13 protein-coding genes are annotated in these 16,520 nt (G+C 68.7%); 7 read left to right on the top strand and 6 right to left on the bottom strand.

Translation table 11 applies throughout. The annotated features are described in order from the left end of the window. Positions 1-3: 3 nt before the first annotated feature. The 6 genes from VFQ64_RS14000 to VFQ64_RS13975 are packed head-to-tail and all read right to left on the bottom strand — an operon-like array spanning position 4 to position 6,223. Positions 4-486, bottom strand: a complete 483-nt coding sequence (locus VFQ64_RS14000) for a TspO/MBR family protein (protein WP_325103958.1) — start codon at positions 484-486, stop codon at positions 4-6. Next, a complete protein-coding gene (locus VFQ64_RS13995; RefSeq protein ID WP_325103957.1) occupies positions 483-1,679 on the bottom strand; it encodes a geranylgeranyl diphosphate reductase in 1,197 nt (398 codons plus the stop codon). The genes VFQ64_RS14000 and VFQ64_RS13995 overlap by 4 nt, the downstream gene beginning before the upstream one ends. After that, positions 1,676-2,986 (bottom strand): BCD family MFS transporter, encoded by a 1,311-nt coding sequence (locus VFQ64_RS13990; protein WP_325103956.1) that lies wholly within the window; start codon positions 2,984-2,986, stop codon positions 1,676-1,678. The genes VFQ64_RS13995 and VFQ64_RS13990 overlap by 4 nt, the downstream gene beginning before the upstream one ends. Further along, entirely contained in the window at positions 2,983-3,891 is a 909-nt protein-coding gene (gene chlG / locus VFQ64_RS13985) for a chlorophyll synthase ChlG (RefSeq protein ID WP_325103955.1), read from the bottom strand. The genes VFQ64_RS13990 and chlG overlap by 4 nt, the downstream gene beginning before the upstream one ends. Positions 3,892-3,945: 54 nt before the next feature. Beyond that, a complete protein-coding gene (gene ppsR / locus VFQ64_RS13980; RefSeq protein WP_325103954.1) occupies positions 3,946-5,382 on the bottom strand; it encodes a transcriptional regulator PpsR in 1,437 nt (478 codons plus the stop codon). A 37-nt stretch (positions 5,383-5,419) separates the two neighbouring features. Beyond that, entirely contained in the window at positions 5,420-6,223 is an 804-nt protein-coding gene (locus tag VFQ64_RS13975) for a cobalamin B12-binding domain-containing protein (RefSeq protein ID WP_325103953.1), read from the bottom strand. A gap of 311 nt (positions 6,224-6,534) precedes the next feature. Here VFQ64_RS13975 and bchF point away from each other — a divergent pair, with 311 nt between their 5' ends. Genes bchF through VFQ64_RS13940 form a run of 7 tightly spaced genes read left to right on the top strand, consistent with a single transcriptional unit; the run spans position 6,535 to position 16,509 of the window. Next, complete coding sequence (bchF, locus tag VFQ64_RS13970; RefSeq protein WP_325103952.1) at positions 6,535-7,056, top strand: 2-vinyl bacteriochlorophyllide hydratase; 522 nt, start codon at positions 6,535-6,537, stop codon at positions 7,054-7,056. Continuing rightward, positions 7,053-8,330 carry a ferredoxin:protochlorophyllide reductase (ATP-dependent) subunit N gene (locus tag VFQ64_RS13965; protein WP_325103951.1) on the top strand — a complete coding sequence of 426 codons (1,278 nt, stop codon included), beginning with the start codon at positions 7,053-7,055 and terminating at the stop codon, positions 8,328-8,330. The genes bchF and VFQ64_RS13965 overlap by 4 nt, the downstream gene beginning before the upstream one ends. Before the next feature lies 1 nt (position 8,331). After that, complete coding sequence (gene bchB / locus VFQ64_RS13960; RefSeq protein ID WP_325103950.1) at positions 8,332-9,879, top strand: ferredoxin:protochlorophyllide reductase (ATP-dependent) subunit B; 1,548 nt, start codon at positions 8,332-8,334, stop codon at positions 9,877-9,879. Beyond that, positions 9,869-13,480, top strand: a complete 3,612-nt coding sequence (locus VFQ64_RS13955; protein ID WP_325103949.1) for a magnesium chelatase subunit H — start codon at positions 9,869-9,871, stop codon at positions 13,478-13,480. The genes bchB and VFQ64_RS13955 overlap by 11 nt, the downstream gene beginning before the upstream one ends. A 10-nt stretch (positions 13,481-13,490) precedes the next feature. After that, on the top strand, positions 13,491-14,381 hold the full coding sequence (bchL, locus tag VFQ64_RS13950; protein WP_325103948.1) for a ferredoxin:protochlorophyllide reductase (ATP-dependent) iron-sulfur ATP-binding protein: 891 nt from the start codon (positions 13,491-13,493) through the stop codon (positions 14,379-14,381). Beyond that, on the top strand, positions 14,381-15,079 hold the full coding sequence (gene bchM, locus VFQ64_RS13945; protein ID WP_325104022.1) for a magnesium protoporphyrin IX methyltransferase: 699 nt from the start codon (positions 14,381-14,383) through the stop codon (positions 15,077-15,079). The genes bchL and bchM overlap by 1 nt, the downstream gene beginning before the upstream one ends. After that, positions 15,076-16,509: a BCD family MFS transporter gene (locus VFQ64_RS13940; protein ID WP_325103947.1), complete on the top strand. Its 1,434-nt coding sequence runs from the start codon at positions 15,076-15,078 to the stop codon at positions 16,507-16,509. The genes bchM and VFQ64_RS13940 overlap by 4 nt, the downstream gene beginning before the upstream one ends. Positions 16,510-16,520 lie beyond the last annotated feature (11 nt).

Here is a 16,520-nt window from a genome sequence, read left to right as displayed (position 1 = left end):
GCGTCAGGAAAACGGCCCGTTCAACCGCACGACGGCCATGTTGAGATAGCCGGCGAACGTCACCCACAGCAGATACGGCACCAACAGCGCCGCCCCGATCATCGACCGTCGCCAGATCAGGACGATCAGGCCGGCTACGGACAGCCACAGCCCGACCACTTCGATCAGCGCCCAGTCCGGTCGCTGAAGCTGAAAGAACAGCAAACTCCAGACGATGTTGAGGAAGCCGCTGAGCGCGAACAGACCGAGCAGCCACTCGCGCTCGTCCCAGCGCGGGGTCGCCAGCCAGGCGGTGACACCGGCGAGGCCGGTCAGCGCATAGATCGCCGTCCACGCGACCCCGAACGCAGCCGGCGCCGGGGTCCATGCCGGTTTGGCTAGGCCGTGATACCAGGGACCGATCTCGGTCACCGTCGCGCCCAGCACCGCGACGATCGCCGCCATGAACGCGGCGACAGCGACGGGGGCGACCCAGGCGCGGCTCATCCGGCTGTCTGCAACAAGTGGCGCATGTCCTTCAGGAAGATGCGGAGATACGCGAGCGGGCGGGCATAGACCAGCTTCTTGTCCATATAGGCCGGCCAGATCAGCCGCTGGACGTCGCGATCGTTGCACATCGCCACGAAGCGTTCCCGGCGGCGATCGTTGCGGTACCAGAAATGCTGCATCACGCCGAGCACCTGGAACACCCGGCCATGCGCGCGCATGAAGGCGCGGCGCGCGCGCCGCAATGCGCGCGGGTTGCCGGAGGTCAGGAACGCCCCCACCGCTGTCGCGGCTTCGCGCCCGGCGACCATCGCGTAATAGATGCCCTCGCCCGAGGCCGGCGCGACCACGCCCGCCGCATCGCCGGTGACCAGCACGTCGCGGCCATTGTCCCACCGGCGCAACGGCTTGAGCGGGATCGGCGCGCCTTCGCGGCGGAGGGTCTCGCATCCTGCCAGCCCCTCGCGCGCGCGCAACCGGTCGACGGCGGCACGCAGCGCGAACCCCTTGTCGGCGCTGCCCACGCCGACACTGGTGGTGTCGCCGTGCGGGAACACCCATGCATAGAAGTCCGGCGACAGCGCGCCCTGATAGAACACGTCGCAGCGCGAGCGATCGAAGGTGGACTCGCCGGCGTCGACCGGCGCGGGCGATCGGATGACCTCGTGATAGGCGAAGACGCACGGCATCCGCTCCGCTCCCACGAGCGCCCCGCGCGCCACCTTCGAACGCGCGCCGTCCGCGCCGATCACGCAGCGCGCGCCGATCCGGTGTTCGCGGCCGCCGCGTTCGTCGCGATATACGACGATCGAGCCGCCATCCGCGTCACGCTCCAGGCGGTCGAACATCCCGGTTACGCGCACCGCGCCAGCCGCCGCCGCGCGTGCGCGCAGCCACTCGTCGAAATGTTCACGGTCGACCATGCCCACGAACCCGTCACCGCCGGCATCGACCGCCATGTCGGCGGCGGCGTCGGAGGGGCCGATCATCCGCGCCGAGCGGACCCGGCCGACGATGAGATGGTCGGGGATCGCGAAGTCGCGGATCAGCCGCGGCGGGATCGCGCCGCCACACGGCTTGATCCGGCCAGCGCGATCGAGCAGCAGGACGCTGCGTCCGGCTTGCGCCAGATCGGTCGCGGCGATCGCCCCCGCCGGTCCGCCGCCGACGACGACGCAGTCATAGCCCGTCATGCGGCCTCACGCGCGACCGGCCAGGCACGTCCGCGCCGCCCGAGGCCGCGCAGGGAGAGCGATGCGGCGGCGAGGAACAGCACCGCCTCGACGCCGAACACGACCAGGAACGTGTCGGTCGTCGATCCGGTCAGCGCCCGGCCGAGATCGACGCCGATCGCGCCGAGCAGTCCGCCGAGCCCGAACGCGATCGCCTGTGCCGCACCCCACACCCCCATCCGCGTGCCCTCGCGGCCCGTGTCCGCGCCCGCCAGCGCCATCATCGCGCCGATCGCGGCGACCGCGAACACACCGTTGGCGAAGCCCAGCAGCGCGATATTGGCGGACAGCGGCCAGCCGGGCCCGACCCGCGCGGCCATCGCCAGGCCGCCCAGCGCCAACGCCGAGCCGACACACCCGCCGACGATCCAACGCTGCAGATCGCGGGCGCCGCGCACGCGCTTGGCGAAGCCGCTGCCGCCGATCCCGACGACGATCATCCCGACCAGTACGCCGGCATGTTGCAGGCCGGACAATTGCGTCGACTGACCGGGCGTGAAGGCAAAGACCAGCCCCGCAAACGGCTCCAGGATCAAATCCTGCATCGAATAGGCGAGCATCGACAGAAAGACGAAGACTGTGAAGCGGCGCGCGTCGTCGTCCCCCCACATGCCGCGCACCGCCTCGCCGAACCCAGGGACCGGCCCCGCCTGAATGGGCTCCGGCAGCGGCGGGTCTCCCTCGACGCCCCAGATCGCCCCGATCGACACCAGTAACGCCATGCCCGCGACGCCGCCCGCGACCGCGGTCAGCCGCTCCAGCGAGAACGGATCGATGAGGGCCCCGGCGATCCCTGCGGTCACCACGATCCCGGCAATCATCATGATCCAGGTGATCGAGGCCGCCGCGGCGCGCCGCTCGGGCGCGACGCGGGTGGCGAGCAGCGCCAGCAGCGACGTGCCCGCCGCGCCGACCCCGGCGCCGATCAAGGTGAAGGCGAAGAAGGCCAGCACGAAGCCCCAGCCCGATCGCGTGGCGAGCAGCCCGACCGAGGTCACCGCCAGCAACGCACCCGCCGCCAGGGTCACCATGCCGAAGATGACCCACGGCGTGCGCCGTCGGCCGCGATCGGACCGGTGACCCCAGGCCGGGCGCGACAGCTGCACCGCGTAATGCCACGCGACGAGGCCCGCCGGCAGCGCGGCGGGCAGCGCATATTCGACCACCATGACCCGGTTGAGCAGCGAGGTCGCCAGCATGACGATCGCGCCGATCGCGCTCTGCACCAGACCGAGCCGGACGATGCCGAGCCACCCCAGCGGCGTCACAGACCCATCACCCCGCCCAGCCCTAGCGCGGCCGCAAGCATGCCGAGCACATACAGCGTCGTGCCGGTCGCATTGTACCGAGGCGTATGCGCCAGGGGATCACGCAGCAGCCGGCGCATCAGGACGAGCTGCCCGAGCAGCAGCGCCGCGACGACCGCCGCGACCACCACATGATCCCAGCTCGCCAGCAGCCCGACCACCGCGACCTGCGGCACCGCCATTACGACGCAGGCGACCCGCGCGGCGCGATCGACACCGATCATCACCGGCAACGACCGCAGCCCTGTCGCCCGGTCGCCCTCGACGGCTTTGAAGTCGTTCAACGTCATGATGCCATGCGCCCCGGCGCTGTACAGGATCAGGACGATGAGCACCGCCCCGGACGGCAGCGTCCCCGCCATCACCGCCGCCCCGGTGAACCAGGTCAGCCCCTCATAGGTGAGGGCGACCACCGCCGGGCCCAGGATGCCGCTGCTCTTGAACCGGAACGGCGGCGCGCTGTAGGCCCAGGCGAAGATCAGGCCCAGCGTGGTGGCGGCCAGCACCCATGGCCCGGTCAGCGCCGCGACGACTAGCGATAGCACGGTGCCGGCGATGGCGATCGCCAGACCCCATCGGCCTGCGATCCGCCCCGACGGGATCGGCCGGTTCGGCTCGTTGATCGCGTCGACATGCCGGTCGAACCAGTCGTTGACCGCCTGGCTCGTGCCGCACACCAGCGGGCCGGTCAAAGCGATGCCGGCAAGCAGGAACGGCCACCGGTCGGCGATCGGCACGCCTGACGACACGACGCCGCAGCCGAACGCCCAGACCGGCGGAAACCAGGTGATCGGCTTGAGCAGTTCGAGGACGTCGCGAGGAGCCGGAGGTGAAGCCCTGCGCGTGAAGGCCGTCGAACGCTCCATTCCATGTAAGCTAAGGACGACGCCCGGGGGCGTCAAACCAAATTGACGCGTGATTTACTCGGCGCTCGAGGTGAGATTGCCGAGCCCGTGCCGATGGAGTTTGGAATACAGGCTCTGGCGGCTCACGCCCAGGATCTCGGCCGCCGAGGCGCGATTGTCGGAGGTGTAGGCCAATGCCGCTTCAATGCAGAGCCGCTCGATCAGGTCGGTCGACTCGCGGACGATCTCCTTGAGCGACATGCGCCCGACCAGCTCGGTCAGCTGCTCGACGGAGCGTGGAACGTCGCGGGCGATCGCAGGCGCGTCGCGCAGTCGGCGGCCGACCGACCTGATGGTGAAACCGTAGCATGCGCCGTTGACCGTCGGCGCGACGACGCCGGATACCTCGATCTGCTCCTCGGCGCCGGCCGAGCCCCGCAGCACGGTCGCGATGTTGCGCACGGTGCCGTGATCGCGCAGCTGGGCCATGATGATTTCGAGGTCGATGCCGGGGCGGCCGAGCCAGGTCGCCACCCGTGCGCCCGTGACCCGCTCGATCGAGGGCATCTCGGTCATCTCGACGAACGCGGTGTTGGCGGTCATGACCCGGAGCTCGCGGTCGACCAGCACGAAGGCGTCCGGCATCCGCTCGACCACGTCGCTCAGCGTCGTGTCGTGTTGCTGACGCGTCGCCACGGCGTCGGCCGACGCGGTGATGCGGAGGAGGAGCATCGCCTGACGCGCTTGGCGGAACAGCCGCGCGGTCAGCGACGCCTCGCCGCGACCGTCGGCCAGCAGCAACGTCACGGGCTGCACGTCGTCGGCCGTTTCCGCCGCACCGATATAGGCGATGAAGTCATCCCGCGAGGCGGCGTCGACGATCGCATGGATCGAGCTGCCGACCAGCGCCCGGCCGGCGACATCCAACAGCCGGTGCGCGGCGGGGTTGGCCTCGCGGATGCGACGCGTTCCGGCGTCGACCACCAGCACCGGCTCGTTGGTCATGTCGAACAGCAGGCGGTAGCGGGTCTCGGCCTGGCGCAGGATGATGTAATCGCGCTCGAGCGATTGCTGCGTCTGCAGCAGACGCTGCTGCATCGCCGCCGCGCCACGCATGTCGCGACCGATCGCGATCAGCCGGTCGCCCTCGTCGAGCGTCATCACCAAATAGCGCACCGGCACGTCACCGCCGGCGGTCGGATGGTTGACCTGGCGCCAGCGTGGCTCCGGATCTGCGCGCCCGGCCCCGTCGATCATCTCGAGGATCTTGGGCCGGCTCTCGACGGTGACGGTCGCCAGCCAGTCGCCACCCACCCAGTCGGCGAAGCCATGCGCCGCGAGTTCCGGGCCCGACACTGCCACGTCCAGCACCGTGCCGTCCCTGGAAAGCACGAGCGCGATATCCCCGACGGCGGCGAGCAACGCCGCCGCTACGTCGGCCGACAGCCGGCCGGGCATGACGCCGGGCTTCGTAAAGGCCGTTTTGCGGGACACGGTGACATGCTTGGTCATGGACGAAACGTGGAACTCCACGGCAGGTGTTGATCGATCACGCCTCTAATGCGGCGCTCTCGCGGACGCGAACCAAATCGGCGGCAACGTTTAGAGCACTGATCGCGTCGGTCGCGGTGCCGTCCGCCCCGACCTTCACCGCTAGCCATGGATCGGCGCTGAACAACCGTCCGCCCACCATGATGCAGACGCAGCGGTTCTTAGACACGTTGCGCAACGCCGCAATGACGGAAGTTAGGCTTTCGAGATGCGCGTCGCAGCTGACGGTCAGGCCGACCAGGTCGAACCATTGGTCGCCCACCCGCTTGATCAGGTCGGGCGTCTGCGGCCCGCTCATCCGGTCGGTGACCCAGCCGTCGCGGCGGAACACCTCGTCGACCACCACCGTGCCGAAATTATGCTGGTCGCCCGGCATCGACGCGAACAGCGCGCGGTGGCCGCCCGCCGACAGCATCCGGTCGGCGGGGCAGCGCGCCGCGATCTCGTGGACCACCTCCTGCAACCGCCACAGCCCCATCGTCACATCGACGAAGTCGCAACGATCGTCCTCCCAGAATTGACCGAGCAGGCGTGCGGTGGGCGCCAGCAGATCGACCATCAGCGCATCGATGGTGACGCCGCGCGCCAGGATCGCCTCGATGTGCGCCAGCAACGCGTCCGCGTCGACCGCCAGCGCCAGCGGCGCCAGCGCGGCGATCTCTGTCTCGTCGATGGCGGCGATCTCGATCACAGGCTTGTCGAGCGAATGCGCGATCATCAGCCGCGGAATGATCTCGCCTTCGATCAGCATCGACAGGGACCGATCGTAATCCACCGTGGCCAGCGCGCGAAAAGCCGACAATCCTTTCGCGTCAGCACCTAGTCTCCGCGCCCGACCTGCGCCGTGATACGGCGAAGCCCCGCTCTCGATACGAGCCAACGATGCCACACCGACCCTCCCGCTCGATCCAGACGCTTACACGCTCACCGGGGCCGTCGTTTTCGAAGTCTCCCGCGGAGGCAGACTATGCTCATTCGCCCGACACTGGCAATCGCAATCCATCCTCGATCAAACTTCGTGTCAACTTTCGTGAGTGTCAAATAATCTTGACACTTTCGGACCGGCCGCCTTACTCTCCTCTCCAACGGACGGTCCGATAGAGGCGAGGGTGGATGCGGGCGAATGTCGCCATTGTAGCCGACACGGCACCTGGTGATTACCGTCCCCTCTACACGCCTGACCAACGCCGCCGCCGCGATGCGACTCGCTGGACCCTGGTCCAGGGCATCCTCGCCCCCGTGCAGTTCCTGATCTTCCTCGTCAGCCTGGTTCTGGTGGTCCGCTACCTGTCCACCGGCACCGGAGCGGCGGCGGCGACCGCCTCCATCGTCGTCAAGACGCTCACGCTCTACACGATCATGATCACCGGCTCGGTCTGGGAAAAGGTCGTGTTCGGAAAATGGTTGTTCGTGCCGGCCTTCTTCTGGGAGGACGTGTTCAGCATGCTCGTGCTGGCGCTGCACACCGCCTATCTGGTGGCGCTGATCGCGGATGTCGGCACCGAGCGTGACCGCATGCTGCTCGCCCTCACCGCCTATGCGACCTACGCAATCAATGCGGCGCAGTTCATCTGGAAGCTGCGCGCCGCGAGGTTGCAGGCCGCGTCGCCCTCACGGCTGGGGGTGGCCGCATGAGTTTGGCCGCACCCATCGCCGACACGGGGTGCGGTTCCGCCCCCGTGCTGCGCGAGCGGGGGCAGCGTGAAGTCTTCTGCGGGCTGACCGGCATCATCTGGCTGCATCGCAAGGTGCAGGACGCGTTCTTCCTGGTGGTCGGATCGCGCACCTGCGCGCATCTGCTGCAATCGGCGGCCGGCGTGATGGTGTTCGCCGAGCCGCGTTTCGGCACCGCGATCATCGAGGAACGCGATCTGGCCGGCATGGGGGATTGCAACGAGGAACTCGACCGCGTCGTGGACCGGCTGCTGACGCGGCGCCCGGACATCAAGTTGTTGTTTCTCGTCGGCTCGTGTCCGTCCGAAGTGATCAAGCTCGACCTGTCGCGCGCCGCCGCGCGGCTGTCGGTCAAGCATGCGGGTTCGACCAAGATCCTCAACTATTCAGGATCCGGGATCGAGACCACCTTTACCGAGGGCGAGGACGCCTGTCTGGCGGCACTCGTTCCGGATCTGCGCGCCGACGACTCGGGTGTGCCTAGCCTCATGATCGTCGGTGCGTTGCCCGATGTCGTGGAGGATCAGTTCCTCCGCCTGTTCGCCGAACTCGGTATCGCCACGGTCCACTCGCTGCCGGCGCGCCGCGCCGACGCGATGCCGCCGGTCGGTCCGCAAACGCGCTTCCTGCTCGCCCAGCCGTTCCTGGGCGAGACCGCGCGGGCGCTGGAGGATCGCGGCGCGGTCCGTCTCGACGCCCTGTTCCCGTTCGGCGCCGAAGGAACGACCGACTGGCTCCATGCGGCGGCACAGGCGTTCGGGATCGACGAGATGCACTTCCGTCGGGTCATCGCGCCGGGCCGCGAGCGCGCCAAGCGCGCGATCGAGCATTCGCGCGCCCGGCTGGACGGCAAGCGCATCACCTTCCTGCCCGACTCGCAGCTCGAAGTGCCGCTGGCCCGGTTCCTCACCACCGAGCTCGGCATGCGGCCGGTCGAGGTCGGCACACCCTACCTGCATCGCCGGCATCTCGCCAAGGAGCTGGCGCTGCTCCCCGCCGACACGTTGATCAGCGAGGGCCAGGATGTCGACAAGCAGCTCGACCGGGTCCGCGCCACCAAGCCCGACCTGACCGTCTGTGGCCTTGGTCTCGCCAACCCGCTGGAGGCCGAGGGGCTGACGACCAAATGGGCGATCGAGCTGGTGTTCTCGCCGATCCACGGCTTCGATCAGGCCGGCGATCTCGCCGAACTCTTCGCGCGTCCGCTGCGGCGGCGCGACGTGCTGAGGGTCTGAGATGCAGCTCACCATCTGGACCTATGAAGGACCGCCCCATGTCGGAGCGATGCGGGTCGCGACCGCGATGGAGGGGGTGCACTACGTCCTCCACGCGCCGCAGGGCGACACCTATGCCGACCTGCTGTTCACGATGATCGAGCGGCGCGGCAAGCGCCCGCCCGTCACCTACACCACCTTTCAGGCGCGCGACCTAGGCAAGGACACCGCCGATCTGTTCCAAAGCGCGACCCGCGACGCCTATGCGCGCTTCCGGCCGCAGGCGATGCTGGTCGGCGCGTCGTGCACCGCCGAGCTGATCCAGGACGACCCCGCCGGCATGGCCCAGGCGATGGGCCTGCCCTGCCCCGTCATCCCGCTCGAACTCCCCAGCTATCAGCGCAAGGAGAATTGGGGCGCGGCGGAGACCTTTTACCAGCTGGTCCGCACGCTCGCCGACCCGACCGTGACGCCCGCCCCGCGCAAGGGTCGCGCGCCGCGCGCCAATCTGCTCGGCCCCACCGCCCTGGGCTTCCGCCACCGCGACGACGTGATCGAGATCACCCGGCTGCTCGGGCTACTCGGAATCGACGTCAACGTCACCGCGCCACTGGGCGCGACACCCGCAGACCTGGCCCGGCTCGGCGATGCCGACTTCAACATCTGCCTGTATCCGGAAATTGCCGACACGGCCTGCCGCTGGCTGGAGAAGAGCTTCGGCCAGAAGGCCGTGCGCACCGTTCCGATCGGCCATGGCGCAACGCGCGCGTTCATCGCCGAGGTCGCGGCACTCGCCGGCGTCGATGCCGAGACCGCGCTCGACACCTCCAACCTGCCCTGGTGGAGCCGGTCGGTCGACTCGACGTATCTGACCGGCAAGCGCGTCTTCATATTCGGCGACGCCACCCATGCGATCGCCGCCGCCCGGGTGGCGCGCGACGAGCTCGGCTTCGAGGTGGTGGGTATCGGCTGCTACAATCGCGAATTCGCCCGCGACCTGCGCGATGCCGCCAAGCTGTACGGCCTCGAGCCGCTGATCACCGACGACTATCTGGAGGTCGAGGAAGCGATGGCGGCGCTGCAGCCCGAGCTGGTGCTGGGCACGCAGATGGAGCGGCACATCGCCAAGCGGCTGCGGATTCCGTGCGCCGTGATCTCCGCGCCGGTCCACGTCCAGGACTTCCCCGCGCGCTACAGCCCGCAAATGGGTTTCGAGGGCGCCAACGTGCTGTTCGACACCTGGGTCCACCCGCTGGTGATGGGGCTGGAGGAGCATCTGCTGACGATGTTCCGCGACGACTTCGAGTTCTCCGATGCCAGCGGGGCCAGCCATCTCGGCCATGGCGGTTCTGCCCCCGTCGACCCCGTGGCGACGCAGCCGGAGCAAGTTCCGCTTCCCGTGATCGGCAACGGCGAATGGTCCGCCGACGCCGAGCGCGAGCTCATGAAGATCCCGTTCTTCGTGCGCGGCAAGGCGCGACGCAACACGGAGAAATTCGCCGCCGAACAGGGGCTGGCCAGCATCACGCTCGACACCCTCTACGACGCGAAGGCGCATTATGCCCGGTAACCCGCCGCTGCACGTCGTCATCGTCACGCTGGACAATCATCTGGCGGGTGCCGCCGAGCGTGCCGCCGCCCGCTTTGCGGCGGAAGGCGCCGGCATCACGATCGGGTTCCATGCGGCCGCCGATTGGGAGCGCGATCCGGCAACGCTCGACCGCTGCACCGCCGACATCGCGCGCGGCGACATCGTCATCGCGACGATGCTGTTCCTCGACGACCACATCAAGGCCGTGCTGCCGGCACTGACCGAGCGGCGAGAGCAGTGCGCCGCCATGCTGGGGCTGATGTCGGGCAGCGAGGTGGTGAAGCTGACCCGCCTCGGCGATTATCGGATGGACAAGCCCGCGCGCGGCCCGCTCGCGCTGCTGAAGCGGCTGCGCGGGTCGTCCAAAGCGGGCGCCTCGTCGGGTGCCGGACAGATGAAGATGCTGCGCCGGCTGCCCAAGATGCTGCGCTTCATCCCCGGCACCGCGCAGGATGTCCGCGCCTACTTCCTGACCCTGCAATACTGGCTGGCCGGCAGCGACGACAATGTCGTCGGCATGATCCGCGCGCTCGCCAACCGCTATGCCGGCCATCGCCAGCGCGCGGAGCCACCGCACGACTATCCGGAGATCGGCGTCTATCATCCCCGCCTGCCCGGTCGCATGGCGGAGCGGAGCGACGCGCTGCCGGCGGCGAAGGGCACCGTCGGCACGGTCGGGCTGCTGATGCTGCGCTCCTATCTGCTCGGCCGCGATACCGGCCATTATGACGGCGCCATCGCGGCGATGGAGGCCAAGGGGCTGCGGGTCATCCCCGCCTTCGCCAGCGGGCTCGACTCGCGCCCGGCGATCGAGGCGTTCTTCCTCAAGGACGGCGTCGCGACCGTCGACGCGATCGTGTCGCTCACCGGGTTCAGCCTGGTCGGCGGCCCGGCCTATAACGACGCCGAAGCGGCCGAGGCGATCCTGGCCAGGCTCGACGTCCCGTATATCGCCGCCCACCCGATCGAGTTCCAGTCGCTCCAGCAATGGGGCGCGGGTCGGCAGGGCCTGCTGCCCATCGAAGCGACGATGATGGTCGCCATTCCGGAGCTGGACGGGGCGGTGCTGCCCAGCGTGTTCGGTGGCCGCGCCGACGGGTCCGGTGAGCCCTGCACCGGCTGCGGGCGGCGGTGCACCTTTCCCGAGGCGCGGCTGGCGCGCGAGATGCAGTCCTGCCCCGAACGTGCCGAGGCGCTGGCGGGCAAGGTGGCGAAGATCGTCGCGCTGCGGCGTTCCGCGCGCGCCGAGCGCAAGCTGGCGGTGGTGCTGTTCAACTTCCCGCCCAATGCCGGCGCGACCGGCACCGCGGCCCATCTGGCGGTGTGGGAATCGCTCCATACGACGCTCGTCAAACTGGCCGCCGAGGGCTATTGCGTCGACGTTCCCGACAGCGTCGACAGCCTGCGCGATGCGGTGCTGACCGGCAACGCCGCGCGTTTCGGCGCCGACGCCAATGTCCATGCGCGGATCGCCGCCGACGATCACGTCCGCCGCGAGCCGCATCTGGCGCAGATCGAGGCGCAATGGGGACCGGCGCCGGGCAAGCAACAAAGCGACAGCGCCTCGATCCACGTGCTGGGCGCAATGTTCGGCCAGGTCTTCGTCGGCATCCAGCCCGCCTTCGGTTATGAAGGCGATCCGATGCGGCTGTTGTTCGAGGGTCGCTTCACCCCGACCCACGCGTTCAGCGCCTTCTACCGGTGGCTGCGCGAGGATTTCGGTGCCGATGCGGTGCTGCATTTCGGCACTCACGGCGCGCTGGAATTCATGCCCGGCAAGCAGGCGGGCCTGTCGGGCGATTGCTGGCCCGAACGGCTGATCGGCGACCTGCCCAACATCTACCTCTACGCCGCCAACAATCCGTCCGAAGGCCTGATCGCCAAGCGCCGCTCGGGGGCGACGCTGGTCAGCTACCTGACGCCGGCGCTCACCCAGGCCGGACTGTACAAGGGGATGAACGATCTGAAGGCGCTGCTGGAGCGGTGGCGGTCGTCGCCGTCCGCCGACGAGCGCCTGGCGCTGGAGCCGATGATCCGCGCCTCGGCGGAGACGCTGGACCTTGCGCCAACGCGCGCACCCGCGATCGTCGCGGTGGCGGATGGACTGCCGCGCAGCTGGACGCCGGTGATCGTCACCGACGAGACGTGGGACGTGACGCCGTTGTCGGCGCGGCTGTACGAACTCGAGCGTGAGCTGATCCCCCATGGCCTGCATGTGCTGGGCGAGGCGATGTCGGAGGAGACGCGGGCGCAGATGATCGCCGCCGGCGCCGACGCCGACATGCCGGTCGCCAATCACGAGCTCGACGCGCTGGTCCACGCGCTCGATGCGGGCTTCGTGCGGCCCGCGCCGGGCGGCGACGTGCTGCGCAATCCCAAGGTGCTGCCGACCGGCCGCAATATCCATGGCTTCGACCCGTTCCGCATCCCCGGCACGTTCGCGATGGCCGAGGGCGCCCGCCAGGCGAACGAGCTGATCGCCCGCCACACCGCGACCGCCGACTTTCCCGAGACGCTCGCCATGGTGCTGTGGGGTACCGACAATCTGAAGTCGGAAGGGATTCAGATCGCGCAGGCGCTGTCGCTGATCGGCGCTCGGCCGCGCTTCGACGGCTATGGCCGGTTGAGCGGTGCCGAGCTGGTGCCGCTGGTCGAGCTCGGCCGCCCCCGCATCGACGTGATCGTGACGCTGTCGGGTATCTTCCGCGACCTGCTGCCGCTCCAGACCCGTATGCTGGCCGAGGCGGCCTGGCTCGCGACCATCGCCGACGAGCCGCTGGAGCTGAACTTCATCCGCAAGCACAGCCTGGCGCACGCCGCCAAGCACGACTGCGACATGGAGACGGCGGCGCTGCGCGTCTTCTCCAATGCCGAAGGATCGTACGGCGCCAACGTCAACATGCTGATCGACGATGGCGCCTGGACCGATCCCGATGAGATCGCCGAAGTGTTCGAGCGGCAGAAGGGCTATGCCTATGGCCGCACCGGCCAGCCCGCCCGCCAAGCCGAGCTGTTCAAGTCCGCGCTCGCCGGTGTCGATCTCGCCTATCAGAACCTCGACTCGGTCGAACTGGGCGTCACCGACATCGACCATTATGTCGACGCGCTCGGCGGCATCAGCCGTTCGATCACGCGGGCGAAGGGCAGCGCCGCGCCGATCTACATCGTCGATTCGACGCAAGGCGCGACCAAGGTCCGCACACTCGGCGAACAGGTCGATCTCGAGACGCGGACCCGGATGCTCAATCCGGTCTGGTATGAGGGCATGCTCAAGCACGGTTTCGAGGGCGTCCGCAACATCGAGGCCCATGTCACCAACACGGTGGGATGGTCCGCCACGACCGGCGAGGTCTCGCCCTGGGTCTATCAGCGGATCAGCGAGACCTTCGTGCTCGACGCCGACATGCGCGAGCGGCTGGCCCAGCTGAACCCGAAGGCGTCCGCCCGCGTCGCCAACCGCCTGCTGGAAGCCAGCGACCGGCAGTTCTGGGCACCCGACGAAGCCACCCTGGCCGCATTGCAAGCGGCCAGCGACGAACTCGAAGATCGCCTCGAAGGCGTAACCGCGATCGCGGCATGAGGAATTATTGATGGCCCTGTTCGATCCCCCCACACGCGGCGCCGACGGCGCCGGCTCGGTCCAGGTCGCGCTCGATCCCAATGATCGGATCGGCAACGCGAAGGTCTTCGCGGTGTATGGCAAGGGCGGGATCGGCAAGTCGACAACGTCGTCGAACCTGTCCGCGGCGTTCTCGCTGCTGGGCAAGCGGGTGCTCCAGATCGGCTGCGATCCCAAGCACGATTCGACCTTCACGCTGACCAAGAAGCTGATGCCGACCGTCATCGACGTGCTCGAGACGGTCAATTTTCACAGCGAGGAACTGCGCCCCGAGGATTACATGTTCGAGGGGTATAACGGTGTGATGTGCGTCGAAGCGGGCGGGCCGCCCGCGGGCACCGGCTGCGGCGGCTATGTCGTCGGCCAGACGGTGAAGCTGCTGAAGCAGCACCATCTGCTCGAAGACACCGACGTCGTGATCTTCGACGTGCTGGGCGATGTTGTGTGCGGCGGCTTCGCGGCCCCGCTCCAGCACGCCGAGCGCGCCGTCGTCGTCGCCGCCAATGACTTCGACAGCATCTTCGCGATGAACCGCATCGTCGCCGCCATCAAGGCGAAAGCCAAGAACTATGACGTGCGGATGGCGGGCGTGATCGCCAACCGCTCGTCCGCGACCGACGAGATCGATCGCTACAACGAGGCGACCGGGCTGAAGCGGCTCGCGCACTTCCCCGACCTCGATGCGATCCGCCGCAGCCGCCTCAAGAAATGCACGCTGTTCGAGATGGACTCGACACCGGAAGTCGATGCCGCCTGCCTGGAATACAAGCGCCTCGCCGCCTTGATGTGGGCAGGCTGCGAGCCGCTGGCCGCCGAACCGATGAAGGACCGCGAGATTTTCGAGTTCCTGGGCTTCGAATGATGACGACAGCGATCCCGTCCTCCAGTTATGACGATCGCCGGGGACGGCTCGAGGCCTATTTCGACCGCACCGCGTCGAAGGCCTGGGAGCGGCTGACCTCCGACGCGCCGGTCAGCGGCATCCGCGCCACCGTCCGGGCAGGGCGCGACCGGATGCGCACGACGCTGCTGTCGTGGCTGCCCGCCGACATGACCGGCCTGCGCCTGCTCGACGCCGGTTGCGGCACCGGCGCGCTGGCGGTCGAGGCGGCGCGGCGCGGCGCGGCGGTGGTGGCGATCGACGTCGCCGGCAGCCTTGTCCAGGTCGCGCGCGAGCGCATGCCGGCGGCGCTCAACATCGAGTGGCGCGTCGGCGACATGCTCGATCCCGCGCTCGGCCGGTTCGACCATGTCGTGGCGATGGACTCGCTGATCCATTACCAGGCCTTCGACATCGTCGATGTCGTCCAGGCGCTGGCCGATCGGACGCGCGGCTCGCTGCTTTTCACCTTCGCGCCCTCGACCAGACCGCTCGTCGTCATGCATGCGGTTGGCAAGCTGTTTCCCCGCTCCGACCGCTCGCCCGCAATCGTGCCGGTGCGCGAGCGGCTGCTGCGGACCTTGATCGCCGGCGCGATGCCCGCCACCCGGATCGGGCGCGACATGCGGGTCGCCAGCGGCTTCTATACCAGTCATGCGATGGAGGTGCTGCCGGGATGAGCCGTGCCGCGGCCTTGAGAACGGGGGTGTTCTGGAGCCGGATCGGCACGCGGTTCCTGCCGTTCGCCGATGTCGCGACCAAGGAACTGCCGCTCGGCCGGCTGCTGCGGTTATCGCTGTTCCAGATCTCGGTCGGCATGGCGGCGGTGCTGCTGACGGGTACGCTCAACCGCGTCATGATCGTCGAACTCGGGATGGCGGCGTCGCTGGTGGCGGCGATGGTGTCGCTACCGCTGCTGTTCGCGCCGCTGCGCGCGCTGATCGGGTTCAGGTCCGACACGCATCGCTCGCTGCTCGGCTGGAAGCGGGTGCCCTATATCTGGTTCGGCACGTTGCTGCAGTTCGGCGGTCTCGCGGTGCTGCCGTTTGCGCTGCTAGTCATGACCGGCACCGGCGACGGACCCGCGCTCGTCGGTCACATCGGCGCTGCGCTCGGCTTCCTGCTGGTCGGCGCGGGCATGCACACGACGCAGACCGCCGGCCTAGCGCTCGCGACCGATCTGGCGACGGAGGAGACGCGCCCGCGCGTGGTGGCGCTGCTCTATGTCATGCTGCTCGTCGGCATGATGGTGAGCGCCCTGGTGATCGGCCGCGCGCTCGCGGACTTCACACCCACCAAGCTGGTCCAGATCATCCAGGGCGCGGCGGTTCTCACCATGGCTCTCAACCTCATAGCCTTGTGGAAGCAGGAGACCCGCAATCGTGCGGCGACTGCGCCGAGCGCGGCGCACCCGACCTTCGGTGCTACCTGGGCGACCTTCATCGCACGGCCGCGGACGCTGCGGCTGCTGGTCGCGGTGGGTCTCGGCAGCGCCGCGTTCAGCATGCAGGACGTGCTGTTGGAGCCCTATGGCGGTCAAATTCTGGGCCTGTCGGTGGGCGCGACGACGTCGCTCACCGCGCTGTGGGCGTTCGGCATGCTCGCGGGCTTCGTCTGGGCGGGGCGGCAGCTCGCCGATGGGGCCGATCCGCACCGGTTGGCCGGCTTCGGCGGCGTGGCGGGGATCATCGCCTTCCTTTGCGTGCTGTTCGCCGGCCCGCTCCAGCTGACGGCGCTGCTGACGGTCGGCGCGACATGCATCGGGGTGGGCGCGGGATTGTTCGCGGTCGGTACGCTCACCGCCGCGATGAAGATGTCGGACGAGGGTAATGCCGGTCTAGCGCTCGGCGCCTGGGGCGCGGTGCAGGCCAGCGCGGCGGGAGTGGCCATCATCATCGGCGCACTGACCCGTGACGCAATCTCGGCGGCCGCGATCGACCGGCAATTGGGGTCCACGCTCGCAGTCCCGACCACCGGCTATGCGTTCGTCTACGCAATCGAGATCGTCCTGTTGCTCGGCACGCTGGTCGCGCTCGGGCCGCTCGTCCGCGGCGCAGCACCCTCTCCGGTCCCATCGGCCCGCTTCGGCCTCAGCGAATTTCCGATCTGAAAGGCATTACC

This window comes from Sphingomonas sp., assembly GCF_035714405.1.
Taxonomy (GTDB): Bacteria; Pseudomonadota; Alphaproteobacteria; order Sphingomonadales; family Sphingomonadaceae; genus Sphingomonas.
This window is presented reverse-complemented; position numbering and strand designations above follow the sequence as displayed.

What these genes read in the sequence shown, in the direction of transcription:
- VFQ64_RS14000 (WP_325103958.1), bottom strand. Translation starts at nt 486, where the DNA reads ATGAGCCGCGCCTGGGTCGCCCCCGTCGCTGTCGCCGCGTTCATGGCG.
- VFQ64_RS13995 (WP_325103957.1), bottom strand. Translation starts at nt 1,679, where the DNA reads ATGACGGGCTATGACTGCGTCGTCGTCGGCGGCGGACCGGCGGGGGCG.
- chlG (WP_325103955.1), bottom strand. Translation starts at nt 3,891, where the DNA reads ATGGAGCGTTCGACGGCCTTCACGCGCAGGGCTTCACCTCCGGCTCCT.
- ppsR (WP_325103954.1), bottom strand. Translation starts at nt 5,382, where the DNA reads ATGACCAAGCATGTCACCGTGTCCCGCAAAACGGCCTTTACGAAGCCC.
- bchF (WP_325103952.1), top strand. Translation starts at nt 6,535, where the DNA reads ATGCGGGCGAATGTCGCCATTGTAGCCGACACGGCACCTGGTGATTAC.
- VFQ64_RS13965 (WP_325103951.1), top strand. Translation starts at nt 7,053, where the DNA reads ATGAGTTTGGCCGCACCCATCGCCGACACGGGGTGCGGTTCCGCCCCC.
- bchB (WP_325103950.1), top strand. Translation starts at nt 8,332, where the DNA reads ATGCAGCTCACCATCTGGACCTATGAAGGACCGCCCCATGTCGGAGCG.
- VFQ64_RS13955 (WP_325103949.1), top strand. Translation starts at nt 9,869, where the DNA reads ATGCCCGGTAACCCGCCGCTGCACGTCGTCATCGTCACGCTGGACAAT.
- bchL (WP_325103948.1), top strand. Translation starts at nt 13,491, where the DNA reads ATGGCCCTGTTCGATCCCCCCACACGCGGCGCCGACGGCGCCGGCTCG.
- bchM (WP_325104022.1), top strand. Translation starts at nt 14,381, where the DNA reads ATGACGACAGCGATCCCGTCCTCCAGTTATGACGATCGCCGGGGACGG.
- VFQ64_RS13940 (WP_325103947.1), top strand. Translation starts at nt 15,076, where the DNA reads ATGAGCCGTGCCGCGGCCTTGAGAACGGGGGTGTTCTGGAGCCGGATC.